The sequence below is a fragment of the Streptomyces sp. NBC_00637 genome, from assembly GCF_045161545.1.
Lineage (GTDB): Bacteria > Actinomycetota > Actinomycetes > Streptomycetales > Streptomycetaceae > Streptomyces.
The window spans coordinates 4,294,801-4,313,907 of the sequence record NZ_CP109046.1; the positions used below are offsets into that span (position 1 = coordinate 4,294,801).

Below are 19,107 nucleotides of genomic sequence, written 5' to 3' on the forward strand. Positions count from 1 at the left end.
ATGTGAACGCTTTCACAAGCGTGATCCACGAGCGTGAGGTAAGGAGTGACGACGTGGACCTGGCTTTGGCGCCGGAGACACTGGCGCGCTGGCAGTTCGGCATCACCACCGTCTACCACTTCCTCTTCGTGCCCCTGACGATCTCCCTCGCGGCCCTCACCGCCGGGCTGCAGACCGCCTGGGTGCGGACGGAGAACGAGAAGTACCTCAGGGCGACGAAGTTCTGGGGCAAGCTCTTCCTGATCAACATCGCGATGGGTGTTGTCACCGGCATCGTGCAGGAGTTCCAGTTCGGCATGAACTGGTCCGACTACTCGCGCTTCGTCGGAGACGTCTTCGGCGCCCCGCTCGCCTTCGAGGCACTGATCGCCTTCTTCTTCGAGTCCACCTTCATCGGCCTGTGGATCTTCGGCTGGGACAAGCTGCCCAAGAAGATCCACCTGGCCTGCATCTGGATGGTCTCGATCGGCACCATCCTGTCGGCGTACTTCATCCTCGCGGCCAACTCGTGGATGCAGCACCCCGTCGGCTACCGGATCAACAAGGAGAAGGGGCGCGCGGAGCTCACCGACTTCTGGGCCGTGCTCACCCAGAACACCGCGCTCAGCCAGGTCTTCCACACCATGTCCGCGGCCTTCCTCACCGGTGGCGCCTTCATGGTCGGCATCGCCGCCTTCCATCTGTACCGCAAGAAGCACATCCCGGTGATGAAGACCTCGCTGCGACTGGGCCTGGTCACCGTGGTCATAGCCGGCCTGCTCACGGCCGTCAGCGGTGACGTCCTGGGCAAGGTGATGTTCAAGCAGCAGCCCATGAAGATGGCCGCCGCCGAGGCCCTGTGGGACGGCGAGGCGCCCGCGCCGTTCTCGGTCTTCGCCTACGGCGACGTCGAGGAGGGGCACAACAAGGTCGCCATAGAGATCCCGGGCCTGCTGTCCTTCCTCGCGAACGACGACTTCAGCTCGTACGTCCCCGGCATCAACGACGTGAACAAGGCCGAGCAGGAGAAGTACGGCCCCGGCGACTACCGGCCCAACATCCCCGTCGCCTACTGGGGCTTCCGCTGGATGATCGGCTTCGGCATGACGTCCTTCGCGATCGGTCTGGCAGGACTCTGGCTCACCCGCAAGAAGTTCCTGCTGCCGCAGCACCTCAGGGTCGGCGAGGACGAGGTGCCACATGTGGTGCTGTTCAAGAACAAGGCGCTCAGCCCCAAGCTCACCAGGCTCTACTGGCTGGCGGCGATCTGGACCCTGGGCTTCCCGCTGATCGCCAACTCCTGGGGCTGGATCTTCACCGAGATGGGCCGCCAGCCCTGGGTCGTCTACGGCGTCCTCCAGACCCGTGACGCGGTCTCCCCCGGGGTCTCCCAGGGCGAGATCCTCACATCGATGATCGTCTTCACGGCGCTCTACGCGGTCCTCGCCGTCATCGAGGTCAAGCTGCTGGTGAAGTACCTGAAGGCCGGCCCGCCCGAGCTCACCGAGGCCGACCTCAACCCGCCCACGAAGATCGGCGGCGACTCCCGGGACGCCGACAAGCCGATGGCCTTCTCCTACTAGGCCGAGGGAGCTGCACAGACATGGAACTGCACGACGTCTGGTTCGTCCTGATCGCCGTCCTGTGGACCGGCTACTTCTTCCTGGAGGGCTTCGACTTCGGGGTCGGCATCCTCACCAAGCTGCTCGCCCGCGACCGGCCCGAGCGGCGGGTTCTCATCAACACCATCGGGCCCGTCTGGGACGGCAACGAGGTGTGGCTGCTCACGGCGGGCGGGGCGACCTTCGCCGCCTTCCCCGAGTGGTACGCCACGCTCTTCTCCGGCTTCTACCTGCCCCTGCTGCTCATCCTGGTCTGTCTGATCGTGCGGGGCGTCGCCTTCGAGTACCGGGCGAAGCGGCCCGAGGAGAACTGGCAGCGCAACTGGGAGACCGCGATCTTCTGGACCTCGCTCCTTCCCGCGTTCCTGTGGGGCGTCGCCTTCGGGAACATCGTGGGGGGCGTCAAGATCGACCGGGACTTCGAGTACGTGGGCACCGTCTGGGATCTGCTCAACCCGCATGCGCTGCTCGGCGGTCTGGTGACCCTGACGCTGTTCACCTTCCACGGTGCGGTGTTCACAGCCCTCAAGACCGTCGGCGAGATCCGCGAACGAGCCCGGAAGCTGGCGCTGAAGGTGGGGCTCGCGACCGCCGTCTTCGCTTCGATCTTCCTGCTGTGGACGCAGATCGACAGTGGCGACGCCAAGAGCCTGGTCGCCCTGGTCGTGGCTGTCGGCGCCCTGGTCGCGGCGCTCGTGGCGAATCAGGCGGGACGCGAGGGCTGGTCGTTCGCACTCTCGGGCGTCACCATCGTGGCCGCCGTGGCGATGCTCTTCCTGACGCTCTTCCCGAACGTCATGCCGTCCTCGCTCGACGAGAGTTGGAGCCTCACGGTGACCAACGCCTCGTCGAGCCCGTACACCCTGAAAATCATGACCTGGTGTGCGGGGATCGCCACCCCGGTCGTGCTGCTCTACCAGGGCTGGACGTACTGGGTGTTCCGTAAGCGGATCGGGACGCAGCACATCGCCGAGGCCGTGCACTGAGTCTGCTGTGGGGTGTGTTTCACGTGAAACACACCCCATGAGAAGAGAGCGTGTTTCACGTGAAACACGCTCTTTGAGAAGAGGGTGTTTCACGTGAAACCGATCGACCCGCGTCTCCTCCGGTACGCCCGCGCGACCCGCCTCTTCCTGGTGGCGGTCGTCGTTCTGGGTACCGTCGGAGCGGCCCTGGTCATCGCGCAGGCGATGCTCATCGCAGAGGTCGTAGTGGGGGCCTTCCAGCACGGCCTGTCCCTCGCCGAACTGCGCACTCCCCTGCTGCTGTTGGTGGCTGTGGCGGCCGGCCGGGCACTGGTGGCCTGGCTCACCGAACTCGCCGCGCACCGCGCGAGTGCCGCCGTGAAGTCCGAGCTGCGGGGGCGATTGCTGGAGCGGGCCACCGCGTTGGGGCCGAACTGGCTCAGTGGCCGGCGCACCGGTTCACTGGTCGCTCTCGCCACGCGGGGCGTGGACGCCCTCGACGACTACTTCTCGCGCTATCTGCCACAGCTGGGGCTGGCGGTCGTCGTGCCGGTCGCGGTCCTCGCGCGCATTGTCACCGAGGACTGGGTGTCCGCCGCGATCATCGTCGGCACCCTGCCCCTGATCCCCGTCTTCATGGTGCTGATCGGCTGGGCCACGCAGGCGCGGATGGACCGTCAGTGGCGGCTGCTGTCCCGGCTGTCCGGGCACTTCCTGGACGTGGTCGCCGGGCTGCCCACGCTCAAGGTGTTCGGACGGGCCAAGGTACAGGCCGAGTCGATCCGGCGCATCACCGGCGAGTACCGGCAGGCGACCATGCGGACGCTGCGGATCGCCTTCATCTCCTCCTTCGCGCTGGAGTTGCTGTCGACGCTCTCGGTGGCCCTGGTGGCCGTGACGATCGGCATGCGGCTCGTGCACGGCGAGATGGACCTGTACATCGGCCTGGTGATCCTCGTGCTGGCGCCGGAGGCGTATCTCCCGCTGCGGCAGGTCGGCGCGCAGTACCACGCGGCCGCCGAGGGACTGGCCGCCGCCGAGGAGATCTTCGAGGTGCTGGAGACGCCGGCGCCGGCGTCGGGCACGGTCGCGGTCACCGAGGGCGGGGTGGCCTTCGAGGGAGTGACCGTCCGCTACCCCGGCCGCTCCGCCGACGCCGTCACGGACGTGTCGTTCACCGTCGAACCCGGCGAGACGGTGGCGCTGGTCGGACCGAGCGGGGCGGGCAAGTCGACCCTGGTCAACGCGCTGCTGGGGTTCGTACCGCCGACCGAGGGCCGGGTGCTGGCCGGGGGAGTCGACCTCGCGGCGGCGGACCTGGAACAGTGGCGCTCCCGGATCGCCTGGGTCCCGCAGCGCCCGCACCTCTATGCCGGAACGATCGACGAGAACGTACGGCTGGCGCGTCCCGACGCCGACGACGCGGCGGTGCGCCGGGCGCTGGCGGACGCGGGGGCGCTGGAGTTCGTCGAGGCGCTGCCCGCCGGGGCCGACACGGTGCTCGGCGAGGACGGCGCCGGCCTGTCCGCAGGACAGCGGCAGCGGCTGGCGCTGGCCAGGGCGTTCCTCGCGGACCGGCCCGTGCTCCTGCTGGACGAGCCGACGGCCGCGCTCGACGGGGAGACCGAGGCGGAGGTGGTGGCGGCCGTACGGCGCCTCGCGGCCGGGCGGACGGTCCTGCTGGTCGTGCACCGGCCGGCGCTGCTGGCCGTGGCGGACCGTGTGGTGCGGCTGGCCGAGGCCGAGACACCCGCGCCCGCGGAGACCACGCCCGGCAACACGGCTGCTGCTCCCCTGGAAGAGACCGCTGCCCTGCCCGGCAGCGGTGAGGCCGGGGCGGGGATGGCCGTGACCGGCGGTGGCGTCCTCGCCCGGATCCGCGCCATGGCCGGCGCCCGACGCGGCCGGCTCGCCCTCGCGCTGCTGCTCGGCAGCCTTGCCCTCGGCAGTGCCGTGGGCCTCATGGCCACCTCCGGATGGCTCATCTCGCGGGCCTCGCAGCAGCCGCCGGTGCTGTACCTGATGGTGGCCGTGACCGCGACCCGCACCTTCGGTATCGGGCGGGCGGTGTTCCGGTACGCGGAGCGGCTCGTGTCGCACGACGCCGTGCTGCGGATGCTGGCCGACACCCGGGTCGCCGTCTGGCGCCGGCTGGAGCGGCTGGCGCCGGCGGGGCTGCGCACGACCCGGCGGGGCGATCTGTTGTCGCGGCTGGTCGCCGATGTGGACGCTCTCCAGGACTACTGGCTGCGCTGGCTGCTGCCCGCTGGTTCCGCCGTCGTCGTCTCGGCCGGGTCCGTCGCCTTCACGGCATGGCTGCTGCCCGAGGCCGGGGCGGTGCTCGCCGCGGGGCTGCTGACGGCCGGGGTCGGAGTTCCCCTGGTCACCGGCGCCGTGGCGCGCCGGGCCGAGCGCCGGCTGGCCCCCGCCCGAGGGGTGCTCGCCACCCGCACGGCCGACCTGCTCACCGGTACCGCCGAGCTGACCGTCGCGGGCGCGTTGCCCGTCCGTACCGCGGGGATGCGTGCGGCCGACTCCGTACTGACCCGGATCGCCTCACGCGCGGCGACCGCCACCGCCCTCGGCGACGGGCTGACCGCACTCGTCTCCGGGCTGACCGTCACGGCCGCCGCCCTCGTGGGGGCCCAGGCGGTCGCCGACGGACGGCTGAGCGGCGTGACGATGGCCGTGGTCGTCCTCACCCCGCTGGCCGCCTTCGAAGCCGTCCTGGGCCTGCCTCTTGCCGTGCAGTACCGCCAGCGGGTGCGCAGGAGCGCCGAGCGGGTCTTCGAGGTCCTGGACTCCGCCGAGCCCGTGCGTGAGCCGGAGCAGCCCCGTCAGGCACCCGGGTCGCCCTTCCCGCTGGTCCTCAGGAGCCTGGCCGCCCGGCATGCCGGGCAGGGCCGGGACGCACTCGCCGGGGTCGACCTCGACCTGACGCGAGGACGCCGGATCGCCGTCGTCGGGCCCTCCGGCTCCGGCAAGACCACGCTCGCGCAGGTGCTGCTGCGGTTCCTGGACGCGGGCGCGGGCTCCTACACGCTCGGCGGGGTGGACGCGAACGCCCTGGACGGCGATGACGTACGCCGGCTCGTCGGGCTGTGCGCGCAGGACGCGCACCTCTTCGACAGCTCGGTCCGCGAGAACCTCCTGCTCGCGAAGAAGGGGGCGAACGAGGAGGAGTTGAGGGACGCGCTGGCGCGAGCCCGGCTGCTGGAGTGGGCCGACGGCCTGCCCGAAGGGCTCGACACGCTCGTCGGTGAGCACGGCGCCCGTCTGTCCGGCGGGCAGCGGCAGCGGCTCGCGCTGGCCCGGGCGCTGCTCGCCGACTTCCCCGTCCTGGTACTCGACGAGCCCGCCGAGCATCTGGACCTGCCGACCGCCGACGCGCTCACCCGGGATCTGCTGGCCGCCACGGAGGGCCGTACGACACTGCTCATCACCCACCGGCTGGCCGGCCTCGAAGCGGTCGACGAAGTGGTCGTGCTGGACAGCGGACGAGTGGTGCAGCGAGGTTCCTACGCGGCGTTGGCGGTCGTGGACGGGCCGTTGCGGAGGATGGCCGAACGGGAGGAAGCCACGGAGCTGCTGACGGCGGCGCCGTGATCGCCGGATCCGGCCCGGCCTTCCGTGCCGAAAGGTGCGCACCGGGCTGGAGCCGAACCGGGGCGGACGATGTCGTTACTGAGCCATCAGAGGCAGGGTGTCCCCCAGGCGTACGACTTGAACAGGACCGGGACACGGCAGCCGGGTCACGATCGCTGACATGCGCTCACCTCGCCGTCGTGTCCTGCTCGTTCCGGTTGTGCTGTGCGTGTCCGGGCTGCTCGCGACCCGGCCCACGGCCGCCGAGGGGGAACCCGGCGACGGTTCGGACACCCACGTGAGCGCACGGGTGGCGCGGCTGTACGCGGACGCCGCGGTGGCGACCCAGCGCTACGAGGAGAGGCGCCGCGAGGCCGAGGAACAGCGGGGGCGGGCCCGGCACGTGGAGGAACTCCTCACCCGTGAGCGGCGGGAGATCACCGTGCTGCGCGAGGACCTGGGCCGTATCGCCCGGGCCCAGTACCGAGGAGGTGGCGGTCTGCCGGTCGTCGCGCAGATGGTCCTGGCGGGCAGCCCCGACAAGCTGATGCGCGGACAGCACGTCTTCTCACAGGTGAACCTGGCCGTCGACAACGCGATCGGCAAGAACCGGCGGGCGGAGGCGCGGCTGGCCGCCGACGAGGAGAAGGCCGTGAAGGCCTGGCAGGCGGTGGAGCGGTGCGCCCAGGAACTCGCGCGGCTGAAGAAGGACATCGACGACAAGCTCGAACAGGCGCGAGGGGAGTTGCAGGGCCGGGCGGACGCGTCGGTGGCGGCGGGTTCCTGCCGCGGTGCCGTGCGCCTGGACCAGCCACCGACGCACTTCGTGGCCGACTGGGTCACGCCGGTCGAGACGTACGCCCTGTCGGCGGCTTTCGGCAGCGGCGGCACGCGCTGGGCGAACCGGCACACCGGCCAGGACTTCGCGGTGCCGATCGGGACGCCGGTGCGGGCGGTCGGCGCGGGTCGCGTGGTGCGGGTTTCGTGCGGGGGCCCGTTCGGGATCGAGGTCGTGGTGCGGCATTCCGACGGCTACTACACGCAGTACGCCCACCTCGCCGCCGTCACCGTCGACCAGGGGGACGCCGTGACCACCGGGCAGTGGGTCGGGCAGTCGGGCACCTCGGGCAACTCGACCGGCCCGCACCTGCACTTCGAGGTGCGGGTCACGCCCGACGCGGGCTCGGCGCTCGACCCGGTGCCCTGGCTGGCGGCACGTGGAGCGCCCGTCGGCTGAGGCTCCTGCCGCGCACCCGACCCGATCGGGCACGAGATGTCGGGTCGGGCCCGACCTCCGCCGCCTAGCGTGACGATCGCAACAGCGGAAGGAGACCGAACGTGCTGGAGCGGCTCAACCAGGCCATGGAGCGGATCGAGGACCACCTCGCCGGGACGATCGACGTGGCGGCGCTGGCGCACGGCGCGGCCACCTCGGAGTACCACCTGCGGCGGATGTTCTCCGCGCTCGCCGGCATGCCTCTGTCGGAGTACATCCGGCGCAGGCGGCTCACCGTCGCGGGCGCCGAGGTGCTCGCGGGTGAGGATTCACTGCTGGAGATCGCGGTGCGCTACGGCTACGGCTCGGGTGAGGCGTTCGCGCGGGCGTTCCGTGCCGTGCACGGCGTCGGGCCCGGCGAGGCCCGCCGAACCGGCGCCGCGCTCGTCTCCCAGCCCCGGCTGGCCTTCCGCCTCACCATCGAAGGGAACAGCAGCATGCGCTATCGCGTAGCGGACCGGCCGGCCTTCACCGTCGCCGGCTTCAAGGCCCGGGTGCCCTTGGTGCACACGGGGCCGAACCAGGCGATCATCGACTTCGTCCGCGGGATCGACCCGCAGGTCATGGAGCGCCTGGGGAAGCTGTCCGACCAGGAACCCCAGGGCGTCGTCTCGGTCTGCGACGACCTGGATCCGAGCCGGGCCGAGGGCACCGAACTCGACTACTACCAAGGGGTGGTCACGTCCGCGGCCGCTCCCGAGGGCACGGCCGCCCTGGCGGTGCCGGCCGGCACCTGGGCGGTCTTCACCACCTCCGGGCCGGCGCCGCAGGCCATCCAGGAGCTGTGGCGGGATGTGTTCACGCAGTGGTTCCCGTCCAACCCGTACCGCAGCCGCCCCGGCCCGGAGATCCTGCGCACCCGGCTGTCACCGGACGGGACCGAGGCCGACGCCGAACTGTGGCTGCCGGTGGAGCGGGAACAGGGCTGACCCCCCTGGGACTACTTCCGCTCGGCGATCAGCCGCTCGATGACCACGGCGACGCCGTCCTCGTTGTTGGCGACGGTCTGTCCGGAGGCCGCCGCGAGTACGTCCGGATGCGCGTTGCCCATCGCGTAGGACCGGCCGGCCCAGGTGAGCATCTCGACGTCGTTCGGCATGTCGCCGAACGCGACGACCTCCTCGTGGGAGATGCCCCGTTCCGCACAGCACAGGGCGAGCGTGCTGGCCTTGGAGACTTCGGGGCCGCTGATCTCCAGCAGGGCGCTCGGGCTGGAGCGGGTGACGTTGGCGCGGTCGCCGATGGCCAGCCGGGCGAGGGTGAGGAAGGCGTCGGGGTCGAGCGTGGGGTGGAACGCGAGGATCTTCAGCACCGGCTCGCCGGCCCCGGGCGCGTCCGGCGCCAGCAGTCGCTCGGCCGGGGCCAGGGTGTCGGGTATCTCCAGATGCATCTTGGGATACTCCGGCTCCTGGTAGAAGCCGTACGTCTGCTCGATGGCGTACAGGGTGCCGGGCGCCGCCTCCCGTAGCAGCCGTACGGCGTCCAGGGCGTTCTCCCGCGCCAGCTCGCGCACCTTCACGAACCGGTGGGCGCCGGGGCCGCCGTGCAGGTCGACCACGGCTGCGCCGTTGCCGCAGATCGCCAGGCCGTGCCCGTGGACGTGCTCGCTGACCACGTCCATCCAGCGGGCCGGGCGGCCGGTGACGAAGAAGACCTCGATGCCCGCCTCCTCGGCGGCGGCGAGGGCGGCGACCGTGCGGGGGGACACCGACTTGTCGTCGCGCAGCAGGGTGCCGTCGAGATCGGTGGCGATCAGTCGGGGCGGGAGGGCGGCGGCCGGGGTCTCGGGCTGTCGAGTCGCTGAGGTCACCGGCCTATTCTCGCGCATATGCCCGCACGGTCGGGCGGGAGCCCGCACACATGAGACACCACCGGGGTGCTGAGGACCTGACGCCGAGGTCAGCGCAGCTGCGCCGGGGCCTCCATGGCGATCTGCTCGAAGACCTTCTCGTCCGCGGCGAAGACGGAGTCGGCGATGGGCCAGTGGACCACGATCTCCGTGAAGCCGAGCTCCCGGTGCCGGCCCGCGAAATCGACGAAGGCGTCGAGGGACTCCAGCGGGCGCCCGCGGTCCGGGGTGAACCCGCTGAGCAGGACCTTGTCCAGTTCCTGCACGTCACGCCCGATCTCGGCACAGGCGTCGGTGAGCTTCTCCACCTGGCCGCGAATGGCCTGAACCGACTGCTCGGGGGTGCCGTTCTCGTAGAGCTTCGGGTCGCCCGTGGTCACCCAGGCCCGTCCGTAGCGTGCGGCGAGGCGCAGCCCGCGGGGGCCGGTCGCGGCGACCGCGAAGGGCAGCCGGGGGCGCTGGACGCAGCCGGGGATGTTGCGTGCCTCGTGCGCGGAGTAGTGATCGCCCTCGTACGACACGCAGTCCTCGGTGAGCAGCCGGTCCAGCAGCGGTACGAACTCGGCGAGGCGGTCGGCCCGCTCGCGCGGGGTCCACGGTTCCTGGCCGAGGGCGGTGGCGTCGAAGCCGGTGCCGCCCGCGCCGATCCCCAGGGTCACCCGGCCGGCGGACACGTCGTCCAGGGAGATCAGTTCCTTGGCGAGGGTCACCGGGTGCCGGAAGTTCGGCGAGGTCACCAGCGTGCCCAGACGCAGGCGGTCGGTGACGGCCGCGGCGGCGGTCAGCGTCGGGAGGGCGCCGAACCACGGGCCGTCCCGGAAGGTGCGCCAGGACAGGTGGTCGTAGGTGTACGCGGTGTGGAAACCGAGCTGCTCGGCCCGTGTCCAGGTGGAGCGGCCTCCCTCGTGCCAACGCAGGTACGGGAGGATCACGGTGCTCAGACGCAGACTCATGTCATCGAGCGTATGCGGACGAGCATGTTTCACGTGAAACCGTCACCGTGCGCGTCCGCCCAGCCACGGACTGAGCCCGATCAGGATGAACTCCTTGTGCACGCGGTCGTGCGGCAGCGGCACCATCAGGAAGTGCGCGGGCGGGAAGCGCCGGATCTTCACCCACGCGTGCCCGTCGTAGAGGGAACGGAGAAAGGCCGGTACGTCGTCGCGGTCGACGTCGGGGCACTCCACTCCGTCGACGGTGATCAGAGCGTCGTCGTCGGGGTAGAGCCGCACGCTCACGCTGGGGCGGCCGCCGAGCTCGACGTAGGCCTCGTGCGGCAGCGAGCCGTCCGGATCGGTGGTGACGCCGACGCCGGCGGAGGTGCGGCGGGAGGTCTGATCGGCGCCGATGTCGTGGGTGACCTCGATCTCGAGCGCGTAGTGGTCGGCGATCGACCGGAGGGCGGCGATGGCGGCCTCGGTGGTGGGGAGGTGGTCCATACCTGTGATCATGCCGAAGGAAGGCGTCGCACGGCAGTCGAGGACACGCCTCAGTGCCGCTCCGGGAAGCGCAGGTATCGCGGGGGCACGGCCTTCGTCAGCCATACCCCGTTCGCGCTGACGTGGAAGACGTGGCCGTCGCGGTGCATGGCTTCCGCGTCGACGGCGAGGACCACCGGACGGCCCCGCCGTGCTCCGACCCGCGTCGCGGTCTCCCGGTCGGCCGAGAGGTGCACGTCGTGCCGGTTCATGGGCCGCAGCCCCTCGGCGCGGATCGGGTCCAGGGAGCGGGCCACGGTGCCGTGGTAGAGGTACGACGGCGGGATCGCCGGAGGCAGTCCGAGGTCGACCTCGACGCTGTGGCCCTGGCTCGCGCGGATCCGGGTGCCGTCGATCGCGAAGCGTTTCTTGTCGTTGGCGGCGACGACGTGCTCCAGCTCGTCACGGGTGAAGCGGAAGCCGTGCGCGGCGCAGGCCGCGATCAGTGCGTCGATCTCCACCCAGCCGGCCTCGTCGAGCGTGAGGCCGATCCGCTCGGGCTGGTGCCGCAGGTGCTTCGAGAGATATTTCGACACCTTCACGGTGCGTCTCTCGTCCCTGTCCATTTCGTTCATCCACTCAGCATGACGCGAGAGACGCAGATCACGCACTTTGTTTTGGGGCGCAGGTTTGGTCCACAGCCAACTCTAGTTATCCACAGGTAAGTTGGCGTTTCTGTGGACAACGGGCCGTCCTCTCAGTCCCCTTCACCAAGGTCATCTGATGGGCCGTGACTTGAGACGAGCCGGTCCAACGTCCGGGCGCGCACCTCGCGTTCGGCGGCGAGAGCGAAGAATCCGGCCGCGTGATCGGCGCCAACCAGGGCCTCCACGGCCCGCATCGTCTCCACCGGAACAGGGACCGCCCGCGCACCCGACGGGGGTGGTGGCACATCGCCCGAGCCGAGGTGCCGGCGCAGGTGATGACCGGCGAACAGGCGCATGGCCCGGGCCAGTTCGGCGTCCACCGTCTGCCGGGCGAGCGGGCGCAGCCGTCGGACGAGCGAGGCCGCTTCGGCCACGTCCGCGTCGGTCGGATGGTGCGCTCCGTCGAGGTAGCGCGCGAAGACATGCTCGGTGGTGAACTCCAGAAAACGGGCCGCTATCTGCTCGACCTGACTCCTCAACTCCCGCAGATGCGTGGTGATCGCGCCCAGGGGAACACCGGCCGCGTGCAACTCCACCGCCACGGCCAGCTCTTGGGGGCTGGGCACGAGAAAGACGTCCTCGTCCCCGTCGCCGCCGCCGGGGACGGGTTCGAGCACACCGAGTGCCACTGCTTCGGCGATCGCCCTGTCGTCGGCGGTACCGCCGAAGCGGGCGGTCAGGTCGGCGCGGGAGACACGGGAGGGCTCCTCGTCGGTCCACGGACCGTCGACCTCGGCGACCAGCCCCAGGACACCGCCCAGGCCACGGCCGGTGTCGTGGGCGTCCAGAAGCTCCTTGATGGAGGCGAGGGTGTAGCCGCGGTCGAGGAGGTCGGCGATCTGGTGCAGGCGCGTGCGATGGGTGTCGGAGTAGTGGTTGGCCCGCCCCTGACGCTCGGGGCGGGGGAGCAGACCACGGTCCTGGTAGGCGCGGATGGTGCGAACCGTGGTGCCGGTGAGATGAGCGAGCGTCTCTATGCGGTACGGGGGCCGAGCCGCCGGGTCGGTGGTCAAGTCATCCGCCTCCGCAGGGGCGTTGCCCTGGCGTGTGCCGTGCTCGCCGACGGCGCGGCGGGGCCGTGCGGCGGCTCACAGCGGCGGTCCCACCCGCGCCAGCGCCCGCAACGCCCTCGGCAGGAAACGCGACAGCGCATACGAGACCCGCGCCTCCGGAGTGACCGGAACCATCGGCTTGTTGAGTACGACCGCCCGCAGAATCGCGTCCGCGACCTTCTCCGGCGGGTAGTTCCGCAGCCCGTACACGCGCGTGGAGCGTTTCTGGCGGCGCCGCTCCTCCTGCGCGTCCACCCCCACGAACGTCGCCGTGGCGGTGATGTTGGTGTTCACCAGGCCGGGGCATATCGCGGTGACGCCGATGTCCTGGTCGGCCAGCTCCGCGCGCAGACACTCGCTCAGCATCAGGACCGCCGCCTTGGAGGTGCTGTAGGCGGGCAGCGCTTTGGACGGCTGGTAGGCGGCCGCCGAGGCGGTGTTGACGATGTGGCCGCCCTGCCCGCGCTCGGCCATCTGCCGGCCGAAGAGACGGCAACCGTGGATGACGCCCCACAGGTTGACGTCCAGGGCTCTGCGCCAGTCCTCGGGCGTCGTGTCGAAGAACGAGCCCGACAGCCCGATGCCCGCGTTGTTCACCAGCACGTCCAGCACGCCGTGTTCCGCGTGCACCTTCGCCGCGAGCTTCTCCATCGCCTGCTCGTCGGAGACGTCCACCGCCTCCGCCCAGGCCTCGGGCGCGCCGGCCAGGAGCGACAGCTCGGCGGTGCGGGCCGCACCCTCGGCGTCCCGGTCGACGGCGATCACCCGGGCGCCCGCCTCGGCGAACGCGAGCGCGGTGGCCCGCCCGATGCCGCTGGCCGCCCCGGTGACCAGTACCAGCTGACCGCCGAAGCGCTCGGCGTAGCGACCGGTGGCGGCCTTGCGTACCGGTCTGCCCGCGCCGTCTTCCCGGGCCTCTCCCGACGCCTCGGCCTCCCGCTCCTTCTCGACCGACCGGACGAAGTCGTCGATCCAGGAGGCCAGCCGGTCGGGCCGGGTGCGCGGGATCCAGTGCCCGGCCGGGAGGGTCCGCCGGGTCAACCGCGGTACCCATTCGTCCAGCTCGTCGTACAGCCGCTCCGACAGGAACCGGTCCCCCGAAGGCGTGATGAGCTGCACGGGCGCGTGGGCGTACGCGTCCGCGCGCGGGCGGCGCAGACGGGGACGGACGTTGTCCCGGTACAGCCAGGCTCCGTGCGCCGCGTCCGAGCTCAGCGACGGCGTCGGGTAGTCGCCGGTGGGAACCTTCTCGATCCGCCGCAGGATGCCCGGCCAGCGTTTGCCGAGGGGGCCGCGCCAGGCCAGTTCGGGCAGGACCGGGGTGTGCAGCAGATACACGTACCAGGACTTGGCACCCTGGCCGAGGAGTTGGCCGACCCGGCGTGGAGTCGGCCTGGTCAGCCGCTTGTTGATCCAGTGGCCGAAATGGTCGAGAGACGGTCCGGACATCGACGTGAAGGATGCGATGCGGCCCTTGGTGCGTTCGACGGTCACGAACTCCCAGGACTGCACCGAGCCCCAGTCGTGCCCCACGAGGTGCACCGGCCGGTCCGGGCTGACCGCGTCCGCGACCGCCAGGAAGTCGTCCGTGAGCTTCTCCAGGGTGAACCCGCCCCGCAACGGCTTCGGCGTGCCGGAACGGCCGTGCCCGCGGACGTCGTACAGCACCACGTGGAACCCGTGGTGCTCCACCAGACGGGACGCGACCTCGGACCACACCTCCTTGCTGTCCGGATAGCCGTGCACCAGGACGACCGTCGGTCGCCCGGGGTCCCCCAGCTCGGCCACGCACAGCTCGATCCCGCCGGTCCGCACCCGCCGCTCACGCGCACCCTCTGGCAACGCCACTTCTCCTCCGCCTTCCCCGGCGTGGCCCTCGGTGGCGTCGTCATGTCACCCCGTCCCACCCGGTCCCCGTCGACTGCGCTACGTGTCCGTAACGTGACATAACCGAATGTGACAGTTGTTAGAGGCAGCGTCAATAGGCGGGTTCGAGGCCTGTGGAAAACCCGCCGTCGGCGCCCCCGTAGCTCTCAGGCATGGCATCCCCTACGGACCCGTACATCTGAGGTCTGAGGCGAAGACGGCTCTGAGGTCTGACGATTTTCGTGGCGTGCGTCACTAATTTCGATGACGTGACTGTGATCGCGACCGAAAGCCTGAGCAAGCGGTTCCCCCGGGTGACCGCTCTTGACCGGCTCTCTGTGGACGTCGGGCCCGGTGTGACCGGCCTCGTCGGAGCCAACGGAGCCGGCAAGTCCACATTGATCAAGATCCTGCTGGGTCTGTCGCCCGCCACGGAGGGCCGAGCCGAGGTGCTCGGCCTCGACGTCGCGACCAAGGGCGCCGACATCCGCGAGCGGGTCGGCTACATGCCGGAACACGACTGCCTGCCGCCCGACGTCTCGGCCACCGAGTTCGTCGTGCACATGGCCCGCATGTCCGGCCTGCCGCCCACCGCCGCGCGAGAGCGCACCGCGGACACCCTGCGCCATGTCGGGCTGTACGAGGAGCGCTACCGGCCCATCGGCGGCTACTCAACCGGCATGAAGCAGCGGGTGAAACTCGCCCAGGCCCTCGTCCACGACCCGCAGCTGGTCTTCCTGGACGAGCCGACCAACGGCCTCGACCCGGTCGGCCGGGACGAGATGCTGGGCCTCATCCGTCGCATCCACACCGACTTCGGCATCTCGGTCCTGGTCACCTCCCATCTCCTGGGCGAACTGGAGCGCACCTGCGACCACGTCGTGGTCGTCGACGGAGGCAAACTCCTGCGCTCCAGCTCCACCACCGACTTCACCCAGACCACGACCACCCTCGCGATCGAGGTCACCGACACCGACGACCACCCGGACGGCACCCGCGCGGTCCGCCAGGCGCTCCACGCGCGCGGGGTGGACGTCCTGGACGGCGACAACGGCCTGCCGGGCGCCGGCCATGTGCTGCTGCTGACCGCGCAGGGCGAGGACACCTACGACGTCGTCCGGGACGTGGTCGCCGACCTCGGACTCGGCCTGGTGCGCATGGAACAGCGCAGGCACCACATCTCCGAGGTCTTCACCGACGGCGACGCCACCAACGACCAGCAGCGGAAGGAGGCCGTCGGCCATGGCAGTTGAGCACCCGGTCACCGCCCCCTCGGGTGACCAGACCCGCATCCACAACATCGGCTACCGCAGCTACGACGGCCCCCGTCTGGGCCGCGCCTACGCCCGCCGCTCCCTCTACTCGCAGTCCCTGCGCGGCGCCTACGGCCTCGGCCGCTCGGTGAAGTCCAAGGTGCTGCCGATGCTGCTCTTCGTGGTGATGTGCGTGCCGGCGGCCATCATGGTCGCCGTCGCGGTCGCCACCAAGGCCGACGAACTCCCCGTGGACTACACGCGGTACGCGATCGTCATGCAGGCCGTCATCAGCCTGTACGTCGCCTCGCAGGCGCCCCAGTCCGTCTCGCGCGACCTCCGCTTCAAGACCGTGCCGCTGTACTTCTCGCGGCCCATCGAGACGTCGGACTACGTACGCGCCAAGTTCGCGGCGCTGGCCTCGGCCCTCTTCGCCCTCACCGCCGCACCGCTGCTGGTGCTGTACATCGGCGCGCTGCTGGCCAAGCTGGACTTCGCCGACCAGACCAAGGGATTCGCCCAAGGACTCGCCTCCGTGGCCCTGCTCTCGCTGCTCTTCGCCGGCCTCGGCCTGGTCATCGCCTCGTTGACCCCGCGGCGCGGCTTCGGCATCGCCGCCGTCATCGCCGTCCTGACCATCTCCTACGGCGCGGTCTCCACGCTCCAGGCCATCGCCGACGCGCAGAACAGCACCGGTTCCATTCCCTGGATCGGCCTGTTCTCGCCCGTCACCCTCGTCGACGGAGTGCAGTCCGCGTTCCTGGGCGCCACCTCCGCCTTCCCGGGCGGGGTCGGCCCCTCCCACGGGGAGGGCGTCGTCTACGTCCTCGTCCTCCTCGGCCTGATCGCCGCGAGCTACGGCCTCCTGATGCGCCGCTACCGAAGGGTCGGACTGTGACCACGCTCAGCATCGACCACGTCTCCCGCTGGTTCGGCAACGTGGTCGCCGTCAACGACATCACCATGACCATCGGCCCCGGCGTCACCGGCCTGCTCGGCCCCAACGGCGCCGGCAAGTCCACCCTCATCAACATGATGGGAGGCTTCCTGGCCCCCTCCACCGGCACGGTCACCCTCGACGGCCGCCCGGTCTGGCGCAACGAGGCGATCTACCAGCACATCGGCATCGTCCCCGAGCGCGAGGCGATGTACGACTTCCTCACCGGCCGCGAATTCGTCGTCGCCAACGCCGAGTTGCACGGCCTGGGCGCCAAGGCCGCACAGAAGGCGCTGGCCACGGTCGAGATGGAGTACGCGCAGGACCGCAAGATCTCCACGTACTCCAAGGGCATGCGCCAACGCGTGAAAATGGCGTCCGCCCTGGTCCACGACCCGTCGCTGCTGCTGCTCGACGAGCCCTTCAACGGCATGGACCCGCGCCAGCGCATGCAGCTCATGGACCTGCTGCGGCGCATGGGCGACGAGGGCCGCACCGTGCTGTTCTCCTCGCACATCCTCGAAGAGGTCGAGCAACTCGCCTGGCACATCGAGGTCGTCGTCGCGGGCCGGCACGCGGCCAGCGGCGACTTCCGCAAGATCCGCCGTCTGATGACCGACCGCCCGCACCGCTACCTCGTGCGTTCCAGCGACGACCGCGCGCTCGCGGCCGCGCTGATCGCCGACCCGTCGACGTCCGGCATCGAAGTCGACCTCGCCGAGGGCGCGTTGCGGATCCAGGCCGTCGACTTCGGCCGTTTCACCGCGCTGTTGCCGAGGGTCGCCAGGGACCACGGCATCCGGCTGCTGACGGTCTCGCCGTCCGACGAGTCCCTCGAGTCCGTGTTCTCTTACCTGGTCGCGGCGTAGGAGGCCCTGATGTACGACCCCACAGTCGCCCGGCTCACTTACCGGGCCCTGCTCGGCCGTCGCCGGGCCCTCATCCTGGGCGCCCTGCCCCTGCTGCTGATCGCCATCTCCGTGGTGGTGCGCGGCCTCGCCGGCGCCGACGACCAGACGGCGTCCGACCTGCTCGGCGGGCTCGCGCTCGCCACGATGGTGCCGATCATCGGTGTCATCGCGGGCACGGGTGCGATCGGCCCGGAGATCGACGACGGCTCCGTGGTGTACCTGCTGTCCAAGCCGCTGAAGCGGCCGACGATCATCTTCACCAAGCTGATCGTGGCGATCGCGGTCACGATGGTGTTCTCGGCGCTGCCCACGCTCATCGCCGGTTTCATCCTCAACGGCAACGGCCAGCAGATCGCCGTCGCCTACACGGTGGCCGCGCTGGTCTCGTCCATCGCCTACGCGGCGGTCTTCCTGCTGCTGGGCACGGTGTCCCGGCACGCGGTGGTCTTCGGCCTGGTCTACGCCCTCGTCTGGGAGGCCCTGTTCGGCTCCCTGGTACCGGGCGCGCGCACGCTCAGCGTCCAGCAGTGGTCGCTGGCCGTCGCCCACAAGGTCGCGGGCGGAGACCTCGTCACCTCGGACGTCGGACTGACCACGGCGACGGTGCTGTTGGTCGTGGTGACCGTGCTGGCCACCTGGTACGCGGGCCAGAAGCTGCGGTCGCTGAAACTCGCCGGCGAGGAGTGACCGTCCCTGCCGGGGCGCGCGCGGAGCGGCCGTTCTCTTGACGGTGGCTTCACCCGCACCCCGGCACACTGGGCGTAACGGACCGGAACAGGGGGGACGGGGATGGCGGACGACGATGCGCGGAGCGGCGGTCGAGAGCCGTCCGAGGGCGAGGTCGGGAACGACCTCGTGCTGGACGAGGACTTCATACGGGCCGCCGAGACGTCCGAACCGTCCGCCCGGGCCCGGATGCTGGCCGCACGCTGGCGGGCGGAGGAGCCCGAGCCGCAGCCCTGGCGCTCCGACGACCCGCCCGCGGGCTGGTTCTTCAGCAAGGCACGTCGACGCAGATGGCGTCGCCGGTAGCCGTCGCGCCCACCCCGCCCTCGCACAGGCGTTTTATTCGATGGCGCCCAACTCGTCCCCCGGGCACAGTGGTTGTACCCGCAGGGCCGGAAGGGATCCGGTACCACAGACCGGGAGGAGCTCGGCGATGTCGATGCACGACAGTCCGTCGAGTTCCTTTCAGGGCAGCCAGGGCCGGGTTCCGGAGTAGTCACTCCTCCGTCGAACCCGTCCCGTACAGGGGAGCTGCCCGGGGCGGCCGCTTCGAGCACGCGATTGTCGCTCTCGCGTGGGCCGCCCACCCGGAGGATTGGCCGAGAGGCAAGGCACCGGCTTGCTAAGCCGTGGTCGGGGACATCCCCGCGCACGTTCGATCCGTGCATCCTCCGCGGGGCGTTGTCGCTGGGACTGGGCGGGAGTTGTGCGGGGGGCGTGGCTTGGCGCCGTCGCGTGAGCCTGGTGCTGGTGCTGGTGCCGGTGAGGCTGCGGGGCTTGGGTTGGAATGCGGGTGCGGGTCCGTCGTGGCTGGTCGCGCAGTTCCCCGCGGCCCCTGATCGCCTGCGGCGATCCAGCGGCCGGTGCGGTGTGTCGGCCGGCTGGTTTCAGGGTTTCTGATCGCCTGCGGCGATCTGGGCGGCCGTGCGGTGTGTCGGCCCACTGCTTTCAGGGTTCTGAT

Annotated in this window: 16 protein-coding genes and 1 tRNA gene; 11 read left to right on the forward strand and 6 right to left on the reverse strand. The window is 70.6% G+C overall.

What is annotated here, in order from left to right; genetic code table 11:
• The first annotated feature begins 53 nt into the window (after positions 1-53).
• From OG440_RS18780 to OG440_RS18800, 5 genes are all read left to right on the forward strand, one after another.
• Entirely contained in the window at positions 54-1,562 is a 1,509-nt protein-coding gene (locus tag OG440_RS18780; protein WP_406007968.1) for a cytochrome ubiquinol oxidase subunit I, read from the forward strand.
• Positions 1,563-1,582: 20 nt separating this feature from the next.
• Positions 1,583-2,587 carry a cytochrome d ubiquinol oxidase subunit II gene (cydB, locus tag OG440_RS18785; protein ID WP_406007969.1) on the forward strand — a complete coding sequence of 335 codons (1,005 nt, stop codon included), beginning with the start codon at positions 1,583-1,585 and terminating at the stop codon, positions 2,585-2,587.
• A gap of 93 nt (positions 2,588-2,680) precedes the next feature.
• Complete coding sequence (cydD, locus tag OG440_RS18790; protein ID WP_406007970.1) at positions 2,681-6,172, forward strand: thiol reductant ABC exporter subunit CydD; 3,492 nt, start codon at positions 2,681-2,683, stop codon at positions 6,170-6,172.
• A 160-nt stretch (positions 6,173-6,332) separates the two neighbouring features.
• The gene (locus tag OG440_RS18795; RefSeq protein WP_406007971.1) at positions 6,333-7,388 is read left to right on the forward strand and encodes a M23 family metallopeptidase; all 1,056 of its coding nucleotides are present in this window, start codon (positions 6,333-6,335) and stop codon (positions 7,386-7,388) included.
• 101 nt (positions 7,389-7,489) lie between these two features.
• The gene (locus OG440_RS18800; protein ID WP_406007972.1) at positions 7,490-8,356 is read left to right on the forward strand and encodes a GyrI-like domain-containing protein; all 867 of its coding nucleotides are present in this window, start codon (positions 7,490-7,492) and stop codon (positions 8,354-8,356) included.
• Positions 8,357-8,367: 11 nt separating this feature from the next.
• On the opposite strand, the gene OG440_RS18805 is transcribed toward OG440_RS18800, so the two are convergent.
• The 6 genes from OG440_RS18805 to OG440_RS18830 all read right to left on the reverse strand — a co-directional run bounded on the left by OG440_RS18805 (position 8,368) and on the right by OG440_RS18830 (position 14,301).
• The gene (locus tag OG440_RS18805; RefSeq protein WP_406007973.1) at positions 8,368-9,255 is read right to left on the reverse strand and encodes an HAD hydrolase family protein; all 888 of its coding nucleotides are present in this window, start codon (positions 9,253-9,255) and stop codon (positions 8,368-8,370) included.
• A 71-nt stretch (positions 9,256-9,326) separates the two neighbouring features.
• Positions 9,327-10,229 (reverse strand): LLM class flavin-dependent oxidoreductase, encoded by a 903-nt coding sequence (locus tag OG440_RS18810; RefSeq protein WP_406007974.1) that lies wholly within the window; start codon positions 10,227-10,229, stop codon positions 9,327-9,329.
• 42 nt (positions 10,230-10,271) lie between these two features.
• On the reverse strand, positions 10,272-10,715 hold the full coding sequence (locus OG440_RS18815; RefSeq protein WP_406007975.1) for a hypothetical protein: 444 nt from the start codon (positions 10,713-10,715) through the stop codon (positions 10,272-10,274).
• Between the two features lie 50 nt (positions 10,716-10,765).
• Entirely contained in the window at positions 10,766-11,329 is a 564-nt protein-coding gene (locus OG440_RS18820) for an RNA 2'-phosphotransferase (RefSeq protein WP_406007976.1), read from the reverse strand.
• Between the two features lie 122 nt (positions 11,330-11,451).
• Complete coding sequence (locus OG440_RS18825) at positions 11,452-12,414, reverse strand: MerR family transcriptional regulator (protein ID WP_406007977.1); 963 nt, start codon at positions 12,412-12,414, stop codon at positions 11,452-11,454.
• A gap of 75 nt (positions 12,415-12,489) precedes the next feature.
• Positions 12,490-14,301: an SDR family oxidoreductase gene (locus tag OG440_RS18830; protein ID WP_406007978.1), complete on the reverse strand. Its 1,812-nt coding sequence runs from the start codon at positions 14,299-14,301 to the stop codon at positions 12,490-12,492.
• A 293-nt stretch (positions 14,302-14,594) separates the two neighbouring features.
• Here OG440_RS18830 and OG440_RS18835 point away from each other — a divergent pair, with 293 nt between their 5' ends.
• The 6 genes from OG440_RS18835 (at position 14,595) to OG440_RS18860 (ending at position 18,820) form a co-directional block, all read left to right on the forward strand.
• Entirely contained in the window at positions 14,595-15,572 is a 978-nt protein-coding gene (locus tag OG440_RS18835; protein ID WP_406011392.1) for an ABC transporter ATP-binding protein, read from the forward strand.
• The gene (locus OG440_RS18840) at positions 15,562-16,470 is read left to right on the forward strand and encodes an ABC transporter permease (protein ID WP_406007979.1); all 909 of its coding nucleotides are present in this window, start codon (positions 15,562-15,564) and stop codon (positions 16,468-16,470) included. Before OG440_RS18835 ends, OG440_RS18840 begins: the two co-directional genes overlap by 11 nt.
• Positions 16,467-17,378, forward strand: coding sequence for an ABC transporter ATP-binding protein (locus tag OG440_RS18845; RefSeq protein ID WP_406007980.1), 912 nt, complete (start codon positions 16,467-16,469; stop codon positions 17,376-17,378). The genes OG440_RS18840 and OG440_RS18845 overlap by 4 nt, the downstream gene beginning before the upstream one ends.
• 9 nt (positions 17,379-17,387) lie before the next feature.
• Complete coding sequence (locus tag OG440_RS18850) at positions 17,388-18,107, forward strand: ABC transporter permease subunit (RefSeq protein ID WP_406007981.1); 720 nt, start codon at positions 17,388-17,390, stop codon at positions 18,105-18,107.
• A 102-nt stretch (positions 18,108-18,209) separates the two neighbouring features.
• The gene (locus tag OG440_RS18855; RefSeq protein WP_406007982.1) at positions 18,210-18,452 is read left to right on the forward strand and encodes a hypothetical protein; all 243 of its coding nucleotides are present in this window, start codon (positions 18,210-18,212) and stop codon (positions 18,450-18,452) included.
• 283 nt (positions 18,453-18,735) lie between these two features.
• Positions 18,736-18,820: transfer RNA gene (locus OG440_RS18860), tRNA-Ser, on the forward strand.
• The last annotated feature ends 287 nt before the right edge of the window (positions 18,821-19,107 follow it).

Excerpts from the sequence above, each read along its gene's own strand:
- cydB (WP_406007969.1), top strand. The coding sequence starts at position 1,583 with ATGGAACTGCACGACGTCTGGTTCGTCCTGATCGCCGTCCTGTGGACC.
- OG440_RS18795 (WP_406007971.1), top strand. The coding sequence starts at position 6,333 with ATGCGCTCACCTCGCCGTCGTGTCCTGCTCGTTCCGGTTGTGCTGTGC.
- OG440_RS18805 (WP_406007973.1), bottom strand. The coding sequence starts at position 9,255 with ATGCGCGAGAATAGGCCGGTGACCTCAGCGACTCGACAGCCCGAGACC.
- OG440_RS18810 (WP_406007974.1), bottom strand. The coding sequence starts at position 10,229 with ATGAGTCTGCGTCTGAGCACCGTGATCCTCCCGTACCTGCGTTGGCAC.
- OG440_RS18815 (WP_406007975.1), bottom strand. The coding sequence starts at position 10,715 with ATGGACCACCTCCCCACCACCGAGGCCGCCATCGCCGCCCTCCGGTCG.
- OG440_RS18820 (WP_406007976.1), bottom strand. The coding sequence starts at position 11,329 with ATGAACGAAATGGACAGGGACGAGAGACGCACCGTGAAGGTGTCGAAA.
- OG440_RS18840 (WP_406007979.1), top strand. The coding sequence starts at position 15,562 with ATGGCAGTTGAGCACCCGGTCACCGCCCCCTCGGGTGACCAGACCCGC.
- OG440_RS18850 (WP_406007981.1), top strand. The coding sequence starts at position 17,388 with ATGTACGACCCCACAGTCGCCCGGCTCACTTACCGGGCCCTGCTCGGC.
- OG440_RS18855 (WP_406007982.1), top strand. The coding sequence starts at position 18,210 with ATGGCGGACGACGATGCGCGGAGCGGCGGTCGAGAGCCGTCCGAGGGC.